Origin of the sequence: Exiguobacterium sp. s157 (assembly GCF_018618205.1) — a bacterium.
GTDB classification, from domain to species: domain Bacteria; phylum Bacillota; class Bacilli; order Exiguobacteriales; family Exiguobacteriaceae; genus Exiguobacterium; species Exiguobacterium chiriqhucha.
On record NZ_JACSLQ010000006.1, the window covers coordinates 88,109 to 103,094 of the forward strand.

General features: G+C 52.1%; 12 protein-coding genes, 1 pseudogene and 1 other annotated feature. Of the genes and pseudogenes, 2 read left to right on the forward strand and 11 right to left on the reverse strand.

Annotated features, from left to right (window positions below; all coding sequences use genetic code 11):
- Window positions 1-19: 19 nt before the first annotated feature.
- The 11 genes and pseudogenes from KNP67_RS11985 to KNP67_RS12040 all read right to left on the reverse strand — a co-directional run bounded on the left by KNP67_RS11985 (window position 20) and on the right by KNP67_RS12040 (window position 12,007).
- Window positions 20-1,213, reverse strand: a pseudogene (locus tag KNP67_RS11985) (M48 family metallopeptidase).
- Window positions 1,214-1,283: 70 nt separating this feature from the next.
- A complete protein-coding gene (locus KNP67_RS11995) occupies window positions 1,284-2,390 on the reverse strand; it encodes a PQQ-dependent sugar dehydrogenase (protein ID WP_251130864.1) in 1,107 nt (368 codons plus the stop codon).
- Window positions 2,391-2,425: 35 nt separating this feature from the next.
- On the reverse strand, window positions 2,426-3,886 hold the full coding sequence (locus KNP67_RS12000) for an MDR family MFS transporter (protein ID WP_214756683.1): 1,461 nt from the start codon (window positions 3,884-3,886) through the stop codon (window positions 2,426-2,428).
- Window positions 3,887-3,949: 63 nt separating this feature from the next.
- On the reverse strand, window positions 3,950-4,669 hold the full coding sequence (locus KNP67_RS12005; RefSeq protein ID WP_058765719.1) for an ABC transporter ATP-binding protein: 720 nt from the start codon (window positions 4,667-4,669) through the stop codon (window positions 3,950-3,952).
- Complete coding sequence (locus KNP67_RS12010; protein WP_058765764.1) at window positions 4,656-5,456, reverse strand: ABC transporter permease; 801 nt, start codon at window positions 5,454-5,456, stop codon at window positions 4,656-4,658. The genes KNP67_RS12005 and KNP67_RS12010 overlap by 14 nt, the downstream gene beginning before the upstream one ends.
- Window positions 5,457-5,459: 3 nt before the next feature.
- A complete protein-coding gene (locus KNP67_RS12015; RefSeq protein WP_214756684.1) occupies window positions 5,460-6,005 on the reverse strand; it encodes a nitrous oxide reductase accessory protein NosL in 546 nt (181 codons plus the stop codon).
- Window positions 5,992-7,179, reverse strand: a complete 1,188-nt coding sequence (locus KNP67_RS12020; protein ID WP_214756685.1) for a NosD domain-containing protein — start codon at window positions 7,177-7,179, stop codon at window positions 5,992-5,994. Before KNP67_RS12020 ends, KNP67_RS12015 begins: the two co-directional genes overlap by 14 nt.
- Window positions 7,180-7,326: 147 nt before the next feature.
- Entirely contained in the window at window positions 7,327-8,622 is a 1,296-nt protein-coding gene (locus tag KNP67_RS12025; RefSeq protein ID WP_214756686.1) for an ABC transporter substrate-binding protein, read from the reverse strand.
- Between the two features lie 179 nt (window positions 8,623-8,801).
- Window positions 8,802-9,785 (reverse strand): aspartate--ammonia ligase, encoded by a 984-nt coding sequence (gene asnA, locus KNP67_RS12030; protein WP_021067832.1) that lies wholly within the window; start codon window positions 9,783-9,785, stop codon window positions 8,802-8,804.
- A gap of 66 nt (window positions 9,786-9,851) precedes the next feature.
- Window positions 9,852-10,093 (reverse strand) — a binding site (T-box leader).
- Window positions 10,094-10,199: 106 nt separating this feature from the next.
- Window positions 10,200-11,105: a carbohydrate ABC transporter permease gene (locus tag KNP67_RS12035; RefSeq protein ID WP_021067833.1), complete on the reverse strand. Its 906-nt coding sequence runs from the start codon at window positions 11,103-11,105 to the stop codon at window positions 10,200-10,202.
- Complete coding sequence (locus tag KNP67_RS12040; protein ID WP_058765715.1) at window positions 11,102-12,007, reverse strand: carbohydrate ABC transporter permease; 906 nt, start codon at window positions 12,005-12,007, stop codon at window positions 11,102-11,104. The genes KNP67_RS12035 and KNP67_RS12040 overlap by 4 nt, the downstream gene beginning before the upstream one ends.
- 242 nt (window positions 12,008-12,249) lie before the next feature.
- Here KNP67_RS12040 and KNP67_RS12045 point away from each other — a divergent pair, with 242 nt between their 5' ends.
- Both KNP67_RS12045 and KNP67_RS12050 read left to right on the forward strand, forming a co-directional pair.
- Window positions 12,250-13,935 carry a formate--tetrahydrofolate ligase gene (locus KNP67_RS12045; protein ID WP_214756688.1) on the forward strand — a complete coding sequence of 562 codons (1,686 nt, stop codon included), beginning with the start codon at window positions 12,250-12,252 and terminating at the stop codon, window positions 13,933-13,935.
- 22 nt (window positions 13,936-13,957) lie between these two features.
- On the forward strand, window positions 13,958-14,887 hold the full coding sequence (locus KNP67_RS12050) for an alpha/beta fold hydrolase (protein WP_214756689.1): 930 nt from the start codon (window positions 13,958-13,960) through the stop codon (window positions 14,885-14,887).
- Window positions 14,888-14,986 lie beyond the last annotated feature (99 nt).

The following is a 14,986-nucleotide window of genomic DNA, read 5'->3' on the forward strand; positions in this document are numbered from 1 at the left end:
CGAGAGACGAGCCAGTTGTTCATTCATAAGAACGTAGCAGTTCTACAATCCCAAATTCGTGGCTCCAATCTTTCGCCACATCGGCTCCAATTTCGAGCAGCAACACTAATGAATCGTAGTCCATTCCATCGTTATACAGCAAATTATGGAGCGGAGTATCACCATAACTGTCTTGCATGTTAACGTCCGCGCCGTTCGCCAATTCCTCTCGAATCGCGTCCGCACCTGCATTGTCATACGCCAACTGCTGAAGCGGTTCTTCAGTCATATCACCAGCAAATTCTTCACTGAAAGGCGATGAAGCGAAGCTTGTAAATCCATCACTCGTGAACAACCAGGCGACAATGGCCACATTGACAATGACGCTCAATACAATCGTCCCGATAATCGACCCTTTGACATACCCTGCCGTCTTGAAGACCGGAACGTTCGTCTCACCGGCGTTCGTCGCGATGGCCGCAATTCGTTTCGGGAGTGGCGGATGTGTCGATAACAACTCGCTCAACTTGGCGATAAATCCGTTCTCACGACTCGCTTCATATAAGTAGTCAAACTCGCTCACTTCTTTTGCCAATTTCCCACCGATGGCAAGAATCGTGAGGGCACGTTTCGATGCCGCCTGATCTTGAATATGATGGGCGGCCATACGGTCACACGTAAACTCACAAGCACGCGAATAAGCCGACCCTAAAAACGGAATCCAACCGCCGAGCATCATCGCCCATTGTTTTTGGACATGATTTCAGCGAATATGTGCCAACTCATGGGCAATGACAAATTCGACTTCTTTCGTATATCCGTCACGTGACAACTCGACGACATCCGAATACAGAATGACCATGTTCTTTTGGAAGAAACGAGTCGCAAAAGCGTTCAAGACGCCTCCGGCTTGAAGAATGTACACGTCTGGGAGTAAGCGAATACCCATTTCCTGCCCGACACGCTGATACGTCTGATACAGGTCGGCGAATTGACGCTCCGTGACTTTGACGCCGTTCGTGCGAATATATCCGATTTGGAGCCAGTGTGTGAATAGAGACAGTGCTAAAATTGATCCGATCACCCATAAAAAGATGCCGAGCGAGGCAATCGTGAAGACGATTCCTAGCACCACCGTCAACACGCTGGCGGCGACGAGCAGTCCAAAATACAATGTTTCGTTCTTATGTACCAATTGCGATTGTTTCATGTAAAAATCCCCTTCATTTTCCATATGAAGTCCATTATACCGGATAAATGGATGTATTCAACAAAAAAATAGAAACTGACACGTATGTCAGTTTCTATTCGATCGTGAGGCGATACAGCTGGTCGTCCCCACTTCCAGGGTTGCCACGTCCGTCCGTATTGTTTGTGATGTAGTAAAGTCCGTCGTCTTCCAACCAGACGTCACGGATGCGACCTTTATCCTCGACGAGCGGGATGACCTCACGTGATTCCCGGTCGATGGCAACGAGGCGATTCCCGCGCAGCGTCGCCATATACACGTAACGGTCGTCGGCAACAATGCCCGACGGTGCCCACGACGTCTCCCCGACCTCGAACCATGGTGTCTCGAGCCCATCTCGTTCTTGGTCTGCCTCGATGAGCGGCCAGCCGTAGTTGTTACCCTCTTCGATGATATTCACTTCATCGTGACCGGACGCCCCATGTTCACTCGCATAGAACGTATCCTCGATTTTCGTCAAACCTTGAGGATTGCGGTGTCCGGACGAATAAATCCAATCGGTCGGATTGCCCGCTCCGGATAATGGCACCCGTAACACTTTTCCGGCAATCGATGTCTCATCTTGAGCCAGTTCCGGCACGAGCGCATCTCCGGTCGTGACCCAAAGCACGTCACCGTCGAGCAATAACCGTCCGCCGTTATGGAACTGGGCCCCTGGAATCTCATCGAGTACAACCGCCGTCTCTTCAAACTGATTGCCATCCCACGTCAACTCGACGACCCGGTTTTGGACGTTCCCGGGTGTCCCGTACGTATGATAAGCGTACAGTTGGCGTGACGTCGCAAAATCTGCGGTCAACGCGAGTCCAAGGAGACCGCCTTCCCCGATTTCAAGCACGTCTTCGTCTAAGACGACCGCTTGTCGGTCGAGATTCCCGTCTGCATCGATGACGGCAATCGTGCCGCCGCGTTCTGAGACGAGCCATCCATCATCGGTTTTCGCGATTGACCACGGTGCCTCTAACTGTTCGACAATCGATTCGGTCGCACCGGTCGACACGTCGCCTTCCGGCTCAGTTGGTTCCGGCTCTGGTGCCGTGTCAGACGGTGCTTCTTCGGTCGACTCTTCGACTGGTGCCTGTTCAGGTTCCGGCGCCTCGGTCGATTCCGAGGCACAACCGGCAACAAATACGAGCGACAAGATGAATATCCATCGTCTCAACATGATCGCCTCCTTTTCACCATCATACCGTGTCGTTAGTTATCGCGTGAAGGTTCGGGTGGGCTAACCGGTAAACGCAGTGCAATCAACAGTGCGATGAATGCGGCAAGTGCCGCACCGATGAAGACCGTGTTCAATCCTGTGGCGATGAGTTGCTCGCCTTGGAGCCGGACTGTCGCGTTTAGCGCCTCGGTCATACTCCGATTGAAGAACAATTCGAGTGACACACCGCTTAACCCGGGCTCGTCACGGAAGCCACTAAGGACGATAAAGTTAAACACGGCACCGAATACGGCGACACCGAGCGTCTGACCGACGGTACTCAAGAAGGAGTTTGCCGCCGTCGCGGTCCCGCGTTGACGATAAGACACGACCGTCTGTAAAACGACGATGAACATCGGCTGCGACAAGCCGAACCCGACGCCGATAATGGCGACAGCGAGGTAGACGAACAGGTCTGGGCTCGATTGCGTGAGCAGCGTCAAGATGATTGTCCCGATCAACAAGAAACTCATTCCTGTCACGGCCCGACGCCGTGGCGAGGCCGCGCCAAGTGTACGGCCGCCGATAATCGATGTGAACGTCCAAGCGACCGAGAGCGGCATCAGCATGAATCCGGCTTCCGTCGCCGATTTACCAAGTACGGCCTGGGCCCAGATTGGAATATAGGCCGACATCGAGACGAGCACCCATGCCGCGAAGAAGACGGCGCCATTGATGGATGCGATAATCGGTTGTTTCAATAAATCGAGCGGTAGTAACGGTGTTTTCGCACGCCGCTCTGATAAAAAGAAACTGGTAAGCAGAACGACACTGAACACGGCACTGACGATGATCGATGGTGTCCAGACGTTCGTTTCGCTGAACGTGATCAGTCCATATAAGAATGCCGTCGTACCGAACGCGAACAACAGCGCCCCTTTGACGTCAATCCGCTCCGTCGTCTCGGTCACCGTCTCTTTATAGAAGACAATGATCATGATGAACGATAACAGTGCGAACGGTACGTTTAAGAGGAAGACGTAGCGCCAAGACAACGTCTCGACCAAGAACCCGCCGATGACCGGCCCGAGCACGCCCGAGACCCCCCAGACCGCGCTTAAGATGCCTTGAATCTTGCCACGTTCCTCATACTTATACAAATCGCCGATGATGGTCATCGAAATCGGCAATACCGCCCCGGCACCAAGTCCTTGGAGCGCCCGAAAGATAATCAATTGCTCCATCGATGTGGCGAGACCGCATAAGAGCGAGGCAAGGGTGAACAAACCGATCCCGAACAATAGGACCCGCTTGCGACCGAACAAATCGGCCACTTTTCCATAAATCGGTGTCGACACCGCCGTGAACAGCAAGAAGGCGGCGAACACCCAACTCACGAGGGCGGCCCCGTTCAACTCGCTCGCGATGACCGGCGTCGCGACCGAGACGACCGTCCCTTCAATCGCCGCTAAAAAAGTCGCCAACAACAACGCGACCGTGACATTCTTTCTCATATCTGTCATCTCCCCAATAAAATAGTGGTGCCGGAAGGTTCCGAGCACCACTTCAACTGTCTATTATTTTGTGCGAGCGACGCCCGTTTGACAAGCCTCAACTTCCGATTCGAAAAAGAAACGTTTAATCTCAGCGTAGGCCTCCGTTTCGTCCGTTACGATAACGCGACCGGCGACCCGACCGTCCTTGAGCATCCACACTTCGTCAGCAAGCATCGCTGCGACGTCGAGCTGATGTGTCGAACAGACGATTGTCGCTCCACGCGCCGCTTCATCCCGTAACAGACCGCCGAGCAGATGCATCCATGTTGGGTCGAGTCCGTTCGTCGGTTCGTCGAGGAGTAGGATGTCTGGTTTGGTTACGAGCGCCTGCGCGAGCAAGAGCCGTTGTCGCATCCCTTTCGATAGCTTCCCAACGTGACGATGCCTTAGTTCATCGAGACCGACTCGCTTCAACAGTACCTTGTCCGGCTTCACACCTTGCCATAAGGCGTAATAGGCGTACGTCTCACCGACGGTCCAAGACGGGTCGAACGCAAAATCGTCTGGCATGTAACCGAACGTCTGATGGTACGCTTTCCCGTCACCAATCGTTCGACCGTTCAACGACACGCTCCCGACGCTTGGGGTGATCGTGCCGTTCATGAGATTCAACAGCGTCGATTTACCTGCCCCATTGCTGCCGCACAAAGCCACGATGTGACCCGCTACTATCGTTCCGTCGAGCGGATGGAGCGCCCATGACTCGCCGTAACGTTTCCCTACTTTCTTAAGCTGAATCATGTCGACCCTCCCGTCGTAACCACCAGGCTGAAGCGGATAGCATCCAAAGAATAACCGTTGCGATTGTAAAACCGACGACGGCCGTGCCGATTGATCCATCGAGCCAATCAATAAACGTCTCATAGATGGCGCCGAACAAATCAGGTGCTGCTAAAACCGCGCTCACCCAGACACGCAACAGTTCAAATCCGTTCAAGAACAAAGCACCGATCATCGCTTCCGCCTGAATCCCATACGGCATCCAAGCAATGACACTCACGAGTATCGTTGGCCACAATAAAATCATGACGATCCAGATGAGGAAAGACAGAAGGACGGCTTGAAGTCGATTTCGACCGATAACGCCAACGAACGTCCCGAGCGCCGCCCCATACGCGATGAGTCCGATTGAATAGGTCCATAAGACGAACCATGTGGTGAGGGGCATCGATACGACGAATGAGGCGAGTGCATAGGCGAGCGTCACGATCAAAGCTTGCGTCGCGAGAAAAGCGCTGTATCGCATCCAAATGAGACGAAACATCGATAGCGGGTACGTCGTCAAGAGGCGCAACCGTTTTGACTCCCGCTCTCCTCCCCATTGGAGTGCCGTCGTCAACATGACGAACAGCGGCAAGACGAGACCGATAATCGTGAGCAGTGACGCGTTGACGTTCGTGTAGGCAGACGCCATCGGCAGTGCTTGTCCAAGACCACCGAGCAAGACGAGCGTCACCATCCAAGTGAACAGGAAGACGTAACTCTCTTTTTGACGCAACGTGCGCGACCACTCGATCCGCCAGAGCATCATTTACTGTCCGTGGCCTTCTGATGAATCACTGTCACTCATCTTGTTGTCATCACCCGTGTTCATTTTTTTATGTTGGTTCATCTCACCACGTTCCCATGAATGCTCTTTCAAGTCGTCGAGGTCCATGACCGTTCCGCCGTTCTTATCCGCATATGCCTCAGCGTCCGCTTTTTTTGCGAACGAGACAATATTGTATGCCATCGGCGTCTTCGACATCTTATCGTGGACGAACGTTCCTTCCTCGAGATCGACCCATTCTTTCGTGTTATAGTCTTTGACGTACATGGCCGCAATGTCTTCCTCGGTCTGTTCCGGATACCAGTCCCGCATCAAACAACCGATGTCATCGAACGCATAGCCTTTTCCGTTGTCCATGATTGCCTCGGCAGCGAACTGTTCGTCCATGATTTTCATGTTGCACACTTCACATTCGGTCTCGCCCCATTTGATGTCGAACGGTTCCGCTGCCGCACTTGAACACGCCCCTAGCGCGAGTGTCAATCCAGATACGGTAAGTAATCCTGCCATCTTCTTATAAGTAATCATCTTGTTTCCTCCCAAATCGCCATAATAACATCAATAATCCACTTAACACGGTCGCCCCGACTGTTCCTTGCCAAGTAAACTTGAAATTCGTCACAAGTGGCGCCGTGTCAATGAGCGTGACCTCATCGGGACTTCTGAGGACACGCTCGAGTACGGTCAGCCCGGGGGCCCCGTACAATAATTCAAACGCTTCATACGAATCGGCGAGCAAAAACAAATACGGGTCAGCCCGATACGGAATCTCGCTCTGTCCGTCCTCGGTCAAATCAAGCGTCAGCCCACCCCATCTGTTGCCGGCAATCACGTTGTCAGCCGCTTTGAACGATATGACCGGATAGCGATTATGTGTCAAATCATTCCCGACCAGGGTCATCCCGGTAGCCCGCTGCAACCGCAACGCGATATCATTTCCGTTCACTCCGTTATGATGGATTGCCGTCCACTCCGATTTCTCGGCGTAAATCCCCACGCGGTTCCCATGAATTGCATTCGCACGAACGGTCGTCTCGACCGCCTCGAACAGCATGAGCCCCATCCCCGTCGCACCTGTCTGGTCATGAATTTGTCCATTTTCGATGCTGACGCGCTCGGTTCCCATCACCATCGCGCCGGTTTCGTTATGGTGCAGGATGGGTGAGGTGATTGAAACGTCCGTCGGGAACATGAGATGAATGCCGTACCGTGAGTTCATAACGAGTGGCCGAACCAATTCATATCCGCTCCCGTCTTCGATGTAAATCCCGTCTCGGGCATGGTCGATGATGGCACCTTTAATCACCGTCGCTTCACTATTATGTACGGAGATGCCTTCTCCCCGACCTGTCCCGGTCACGTTCGGTCGAATCAACCGGACCCCGTGACTGTCCCTGACGGCAATCCCGGTCCCGGCTGCTTCGATTCTCGCATCGATGACTTGGTTGCCCAGCCCCTCGACGAGCACCGCGGGTACAGTCGTCCGTTCGCACTGTTCGATCTCGACGTTCTCGAGCACGGCCCCGATTCCTTCGAGTTGGAAAGCGGGTCGTTCACAACTGATGAACCGTTTTCCTGCACCGTTGAACGTTTCGTTCGATTGAATCACAATCGGTTCTTCGAGCAACACCGGTTCTGTGTCCGCTTGAACAGCTATCGGTGAGAAGAACCATAAAGCGAGTAACCAGCTTAGTCGTCTCATAACCCCTCCTCTTGATGAATCGCTTACAGAACATATTGTACGAAAACCCACGGGGGTATGTGTGTCGTTTTTATGGGATTCGTGTGACGGTTTCTTCATAAAAAAAACACAAGCGGCGAAGGGGTCATTTCGCTGCTTGTGTTGCTGTTATTTTGCCTTATCGGCCCATACTTTTGTGAAGTCTTGGAGCATCTCGTCTCCGGTCTTTTGACCACCGACGTACGCTTGCATCAACGCGCCGTACTCGTTGACCGCGCCATCCGGATACTTGAACCAGTTCCATGAAATCGTCTTGCCTTCGTTCGAATAAGCCAAGATGTCGTCAGCAAGCGGACCGAGGTCGTTCGCTTCGATCGACTTGAACGCCGGAATGAATTTGAATTTGTTGACCATGTAATCTTTACCTGTATCAGATGTCGCCATCCATTCGAGGAAGTCTTTCGCTTCTTCTTTATACTTCGAGTTTTTATTGACGACCCAGTTGTTCGGGACGCCGACCGGGAGACGATCCATCTTCTCTTTGTCATCGTTGATTGGGATTGGGACGAAGCCCATCTCAATGTCCGGATTCACGTCGAGAATCATCTGTTGCGCCCAGTTCCCTTGCTGAAGTATTGCCGTCTCACCTTGAGCGAACTGTGTGACTTGCGTGTTATAGTCCGTCGTGAGCGGGTTCTTATTGCCGTATTTGATGGTGAGGTCAAACAGTTTCAAGAATTGTTGGAACTGCTCATTGTCCTCAAATTTTTCTTTATTCTCGTTGAGTGCCTGGATGAACGCATCCGGGTCGTCTTGTTGCGCCATCGGAATGTTGAGCAAGTGAATTCCGAGAATCCAAAACTCGGCATAACCGACCGAGAACGGTGTGATGCCTGCTTTATCCAACTTCTCAGCCGCATCCGTCAACTCAGACAACGTCTTCGGCAACTCACTGATGCCCGCCTTCTCGAACAGCTCCTTGTTGTAGATGAAGCCGTATCCTTCCAAGTTCATCGGCATCCCGTACAGTTTTCCGTCCATCGTCATCGGTTCCTTGGCCACTTCCGTCAAATCCCCGACCCACTTCTCGCCTGACAAATCTTCCAATTTGTCTTTCCATGTCTGAGCTTCGGTGAATCCGCCGTTATTGAAGATGTCCGGCTCGTTGCCTGACGCGAACTGTGACTTGAGCGCAGCGCCGTAATCGGCTCCGCCGCCGACTGTTTGAACGGTCACTTTGACGCCCGTCTCTTCCTCGTATTCTTTCGCCATCGCTTCAAGATCTTTGGCGATTTCCGCTTTAAACTGGAAGACGTTCAACGTGACGTCTTGCTTGTCCCCGTTATCTGCGTTCGCATCGTTCGATCCTTCATCTTCCGTAAGCGACCCGCCGCCACAGGCCGCAAGCGTCAATACCATACCTGCCGTCATGACGGCAGTTGATAATTTCCATTTACGTTTCATTTCGCTTCCTCCTAAGTATAGAGTCGACAATCCTTCATCATTCGGTACACCCTAACTTTAGATGAAAACGCTTCCATTATGTAGGTGTCAAAATTGACGTGTAGGGTGGAAAATGTTGCACAGAAAACCAGGACTTTCTTATTGAAAAGAAAGTCCTGGTTTTAGTTTCTTCTATATAATTACAACAGGCTGATTCCAGCTTCTTCACATGCTGTGATCATCTCACTCGGCCAGACCGAAGATTGGACTTCACCGATGTGACGAGCACGAAGCAAATACATGGCGACACGCGATTGCCCGATGCCGCCCCCGATTGTAAGCGGGAGACGTCCTTCGAGAACCGCTTGGTGGAACGGGTACTTGCGTTTGTCTTCAGCTCCGGCTGTCACCAACTGCTCGGCAAGCGCTGTCTCGTCGACACGAATTCCCATCGATGACAGTTCGAACGCCGATTCGAGTTCCGGGTGCCAGACGAGGATATCGCCGTTGAGCGACCAGTCGTCATAGTCAGCCGCGCGACCGTCGTGCTTATCGCCCGAAGCGAGTGCGCCGCCGATTTGCGAGAGGAAGACCGCACCGTACGCTTTACAAATCGCGTGCTCACGCTCTTTTGGTGTAAGATCCGGGTAAAGGTCTTCTAACTCTTGGCTCGTCAAGAAGTGAATCGACTCTGGCAAGATCGCCTCAATCCCGTACATCGTTTCGACCGTCTGTTCCGTCTCGCGGAGTGCCGCGTAAATCGTTTCGACCGTCGCCTTCAAGTACTCCGTCGTCCGGTGTTCCCGAGCGATGACACGTTCCCAGTCCCATTGATCGACGTGGAGTGAGTGTGTCGCGTCGAGTTCTTCATCCCGACGGATGGCGCGCATCTGTGTGTACAACCCTTCACCGACTTCGAATCCGTAGCGGCCGAGCGCTTCACGTTTCCACTTCGCGAGCGACTGAACGATTTCGAGTTCATGCCCTGGATACTGCGTATCGAACTGGATGATGCGTTCGACACCGTTCAAGTGGTCGTTGACACCGCTCGCCGATGTGACGAACAGTGGGGCCTGAACTTGTGTGAGTCCGAGCGCCGTGCTGAACTTGTCTTCGAATGTCGCCTTCACTACTGTAATCGCCTGTTGTTTTTCCTTCATCTTGCTCATTGCTGTTGTTGTCATGTTTTCTTCCTCCAATTGTGGAATTTCGGGATGGAGCAATAGAAAAAAGCCCTCCAATCCCATGGACTATGGGACGGAAGGCTTCAAGCTCCGCGGTGCCACCCAAATTAGTAGACGAATCTACTCACTTTTTCGAGACGAACATCTCGTAGTTCCGATAACGGGGAACAGTCCGGCTACGTCTACTTGCAAAGCGTTCGGGTAGCGACTCCAGGAGGTTCTTCGACAGAGATTTCAGTCCGGGCTCTCACCTTCCCCGGCTCGCTTTGCTTACGTCTTCTGTGTACTCGTCCTTTCAATGTCGTTCACAATTGAATTGACCCAATTATTATCAATATTCAGACGAATGTCAACCACTTTTCCAAAAAAAAATTCTCCCCCGTGTAGCGAACGGGGGAGATCCCTTGGGCAGGGTTATTTGATCGAGCCGCTCGTAATCCCTTTGATAATATGCTTTTGCATACCGAAGAAAAAGACGAGGAGCGGAACGATCCCAAGGACTAAACCAGCAAGTGCCAAATCCCATTGTTTTGTATATTGTCCGAAGAAATAGAACGTCGCGAGCGGAATCGTCCGCAGCTCGATGTCTCGGAGGACAAGTGAAGGTAAGAGAAAGTCATTCCAAATCCAAAGGCTGTTCAAGATGACGATCGTCACCGTGATCGGTTTGAGGAGCGGGAAGACAATCCGCCAAAACACACCCCATGTCGAACAGCCGTCAATGATGGCCGCTTCTTCAATCTCTTCCGGAATCGACTTCATAAAACCATGATAGAGAAAGACGGAGATGCCGGACCCGAAGCCGAGATACATGACCATCAGTCCCCAATGACTGTTTAAAAGACCGAGCAGGCTCGACACTTTCACGAGCGGAATCATGATTGACTGAAACGGGATGACCATCGCCGCGACGAACAAGAAGAAGATGACGGTCGAAATCCAATGTTTCGTCCGGACGAGCTTCCAGGCCGCCATCGAGGTGAACAGCACGATAAGAAGGTTCGCCCCGGCCGTGATGAGAAGCGAGTTCAAGAAGACGCGTCCGTAGTTCATCGCCTCCCAGGCTTCTGTATAGTTCGACGCGAGCCAGACGCTCGGCAAGGCAGACGTGTTCGTGTAAATCTCGGCAATTGATTTGAACGAGTTGACGATGACGTAATAGAACGGGACGAGATATAACAGTCCAAGTAGAATCGCCACCAGTTCGACGAGACCGAGACCGGCCGTATATCCACCCGCCCGCAGCGGTTTTTGCGGTAGCAATCGCTGGGGAGATGAATCGACCTTCGCTTCGATGCGTTCAATTTTTTCTGTCGTCATGCCTCCACCTCCCGCTTTTTCGTCAAATAGACTTGAGTGACGGTAATCGCCGCGACGACAAGGAAGAAGATGACCGCTTTCGCCGAGCCGAGCCCGTAATTATTATTCACGAACGATTCTGTATAGATGTTCAAGGCGAGCATCTCTGTCGATTTGAATGGGCCTCCGTTCGTGAGCGACAAGTTCGTGTCGAACACTTTGAACGACCAGGAGATCGTCAAAAACAGACAGATGGTGATCGACGGCATAATCATCGGTAACGTGATGTGACGCAACATCTTCAATCGATTTGCCCCATCGATTTTGGCTGCTTCCAGCAAATCCGTCGGCACGTTTTGAAGCGCTGCGATGTAGATGACCATGACGTAGCCTCCGCCTTGCCAGATGGCGACGATGACGATGCCCCAAAAGGCTGTCTGGGCGTCACCGAGCCACGGCAGTTCGAACAAACTCCATCCGGTCAGTGCCCCAATTGATTCAAAGCCCTTCACATAGATAAACTGCCAAATGAATCCGAGAATGAGCCCGCCAATCAAGTTTGGCATGAAAAAGACGGTGCGCAGGATATTGCGTGTCTTAATGTTCATCGTCAACAGTAAGGCCAGTAAGAAACCGACGATGTTCGTCAAGATGACGGCCACAATCGTGTATTTCGTCGTAATCCAGAACGAGGCGCGGAACTGTTCATCCTCGAATAGAATCCGCTGATAATTGTCCCACCCGACTACGTTCAACTGACCCGTCACACCGTTCCAATCCGTGAAGCTGTAATAAATCCCGTTTATGAACGGTATGAGCACAATCGCCACAAACGCCAAAAAGGCCGGACCGACGAATGCAATAAAACTCGCTGGTTTCTTCCAATTTCGTCTTCGCTTGTGTTGTTTTGGTGTTTCTGTCATGTTCATCGCCTCCACTATCAACTTACCTTCAAACAACCAAAATGAAAACGGATACATTTGACGGAAAGGGTGGAATATATTGCACTCAATGGGTGAATTATACGAGACGATGCGTTATGATAAACTCAATGACAACACGAACGAGTCTTCCTGAATGAAGAATTAAACCTTGATTCTAAGTCGATTCACGAATGAAATGAAATAAACCGATTACAATGTTCGAAAGTGGAGGGATTTTATACATGACGACGATTAAACCGTTATCCGACCTAACGATTGCCCAACAAGCCGAGATGTTGCCCGTCAAAGAGATTGCGGAAAAGCTCGGTTTACAAGAAGATGACCTCGACCTATACGGGAAATATAAAGCCAAGTTATCCTTCGACGTCATCGATCGGATGGCGACTCGCGAAGACGGGAAGCTCATTCTCGTCACGGCAATCAATCCGACTCCAGCCGGTGAAGGAAAGTCGACCGTGACCGTCGGGCTCGGCCAAGCGCTCAACCAACTCGACAAACAAGCGATCGTCTGTTTGCGAGAACCGTCGCTCGGGCCGACAATGGGCTTAAAAGGCGGTGCCGCCGGCGGAGGATTCAGCCAAGTGTTGCCGATGGAAGACATCAACCTTCACTTTACAGGCGACATGCACGCTATCACCGCGGCCCACAACACGATTAGCGCCATGCTCGACAATCATCTCCATCAAGGGAACGACCTTGGCATCGATGTCCGGAAAATCGTCTGGAAACGTGTGCTCGACTTGAATGACCGGGCGCTCCGTCACGTGACGATTGGCCTTGGCGGCAGTGCCCATGGCGTACCTCGTGAAGACGGCTTTGATATCACGGTCGCGTCTGAAATCATGGCCATCCTCTGTCTCGCCGATTCGTTGACTGACCTCGAGGCACGCATCAAGCGAATCGTCGTCGCATACGATCGGGACAATGAGCCGATCACGGCCGAACAAATCGGTGCGGCCGGTGCCGCGACACTGCTATTGAAAGAAGCGTTCAAGCCGAACTTGGTGCAAACACTTGAACAGACACCAGCCCTCGTTCATGGTGGTCCGTTCGCCAATATCGCGCACGGATGCAACTCATTGATTGCGACGAAAACCGCGCTCAAGCTCGGTGAATATGTCGTCACCGAAGCTGGTTTCGGAGCCGATCTTGGCGCCGAGAAATTCTGTCATATCAAGTCACGCATCGGAAAATTGAACCCGGACGCCGTCGTTCTCGTGGCAACAGTCCGTGCTTTGAAAATGCATGGCGGTGTCGCCAAAGACCAACTCCACGTCGAGAACGTCGGAGCTGTCGGAAACGGGTTAAAACTTCTCGCCAAACATGTCGAGACGATGGGGAAACTCGGTTTGCCGACCGTCGTCGCCCTCAATCGATTCAATTCGGATACAGCCGAAGAGTTGGCGGCCGTCCTCGATTGGTGTGAAGCGAACCACATTCGAGTGGCGCTCAGTGAAGTGTGGTCGAATGGTGGACAAGGCGGTCGTGCCCTCGCCGAGGCCGTCATCGACACGATTGAGTCGAATGAGAGTTCGTTTACCCCGCTCTATGCGTTAACCGATTCCATCGAACAGAAAATTTTGACGATCGCCTGTGAAGTGTATGGAGCGGCCGACGTCACCTTTACCGCAACCGCGAAAAAACAGATGGCACAAATCGAAGCGAACGGCTGGCAGAGCTTGCCGATTTGTATGGCGAAGACGCCGTTCTCGCTCTCGGATGACCCGACGAAACTCGGATACCAACACGGCTTCACCGTGACGGTGCGAGAGTTGAAACCGTCGGTCGGCGCTGGCTTCCTCGTCGCCTTGACAGGTAACGTCTTGACGATGCCGGGTCTGCCGAAACAACCGGCCGCCTTGAATATGGGGATTGATGAGACTGGGAAAGCGATTGGCTTATTCTAATCAAGACAACGGAGGGATAGGGATGGACGTCACGGAACATACGTATGCGGACGGATACCGGACACAACTATTGCACGTCAAGGCCAGACAACCGATTGGAAATTGTTTCATTTTCCATGGGATGCTTGAACATCATCAACGTTATGTCGAATTCGCTAATTTTTTGTCAGAAATTGGTTTTAATGTGTTTTTGTGCGACCTTCGCGGCGCCGGTTCTTTGGCCCGAACCCAGTCCACTTACGCTCATCTATCTCCACACGAAGGATTTGATCAAATGGTCGACGACGCCATCTCGCTCCTCGATCACTATCAAGATGAATTGCCGACCGTCGTCCTCGGCCATAGTTTCGGCTCGTTGCTCGCGCGTCGACTCGGTCAACAGTTAGGTCATCGATTGGCGGGTGTCATCGCCGTTTCCCCGCCCCCGCATTCTGGATTGATTGGACGTGCCGGACTGTATGCGATCGATTTGGCCATTCGGTTTAAAGGGAGCACCCATGAATCCCGTTTATTCGAACGCTTGTTGTTCGGACGATATAACTTGAAATTCTTACCCGCCACGACCGAGAGCGATTGGATTTCTAGTGTCCCCGAGGAAGTGATCGCCTATATGAACGACCCGGACTGTGGTGGGATTCCGACGCTCGGATATTTACACGAGGTAGCAAAAGCGTCACTCGATGTGACCTCTGCCGCCCGGATACAAGAACATCCGAAAACACTACCAATTTTGTTCGTCGTAGGTGCCGATGACCCCGTCGTACATGACGGAGAAGGACTCTCCGGAATCGTCCGCAAACATCAGGCCGCCGACATCGAATTGACCGTCCTGTCTTATGATCAGGCTCGCCACGAAGTGCTTCGTGAGCGCCAACGCCAAGACATCTGGACGGACATCGGCGACTGGATGCATCAAACGATACGAATCGCAAAAAGAACCTCCATTTCCTAGGAGGTTCTTTTTGTTTACCAAAATCATACAATAGGATTCTAATTCATTTACCTTTTTTGTAATTTAGATTCTTCTTTCCAATTTTTAAGTGCGCTATAC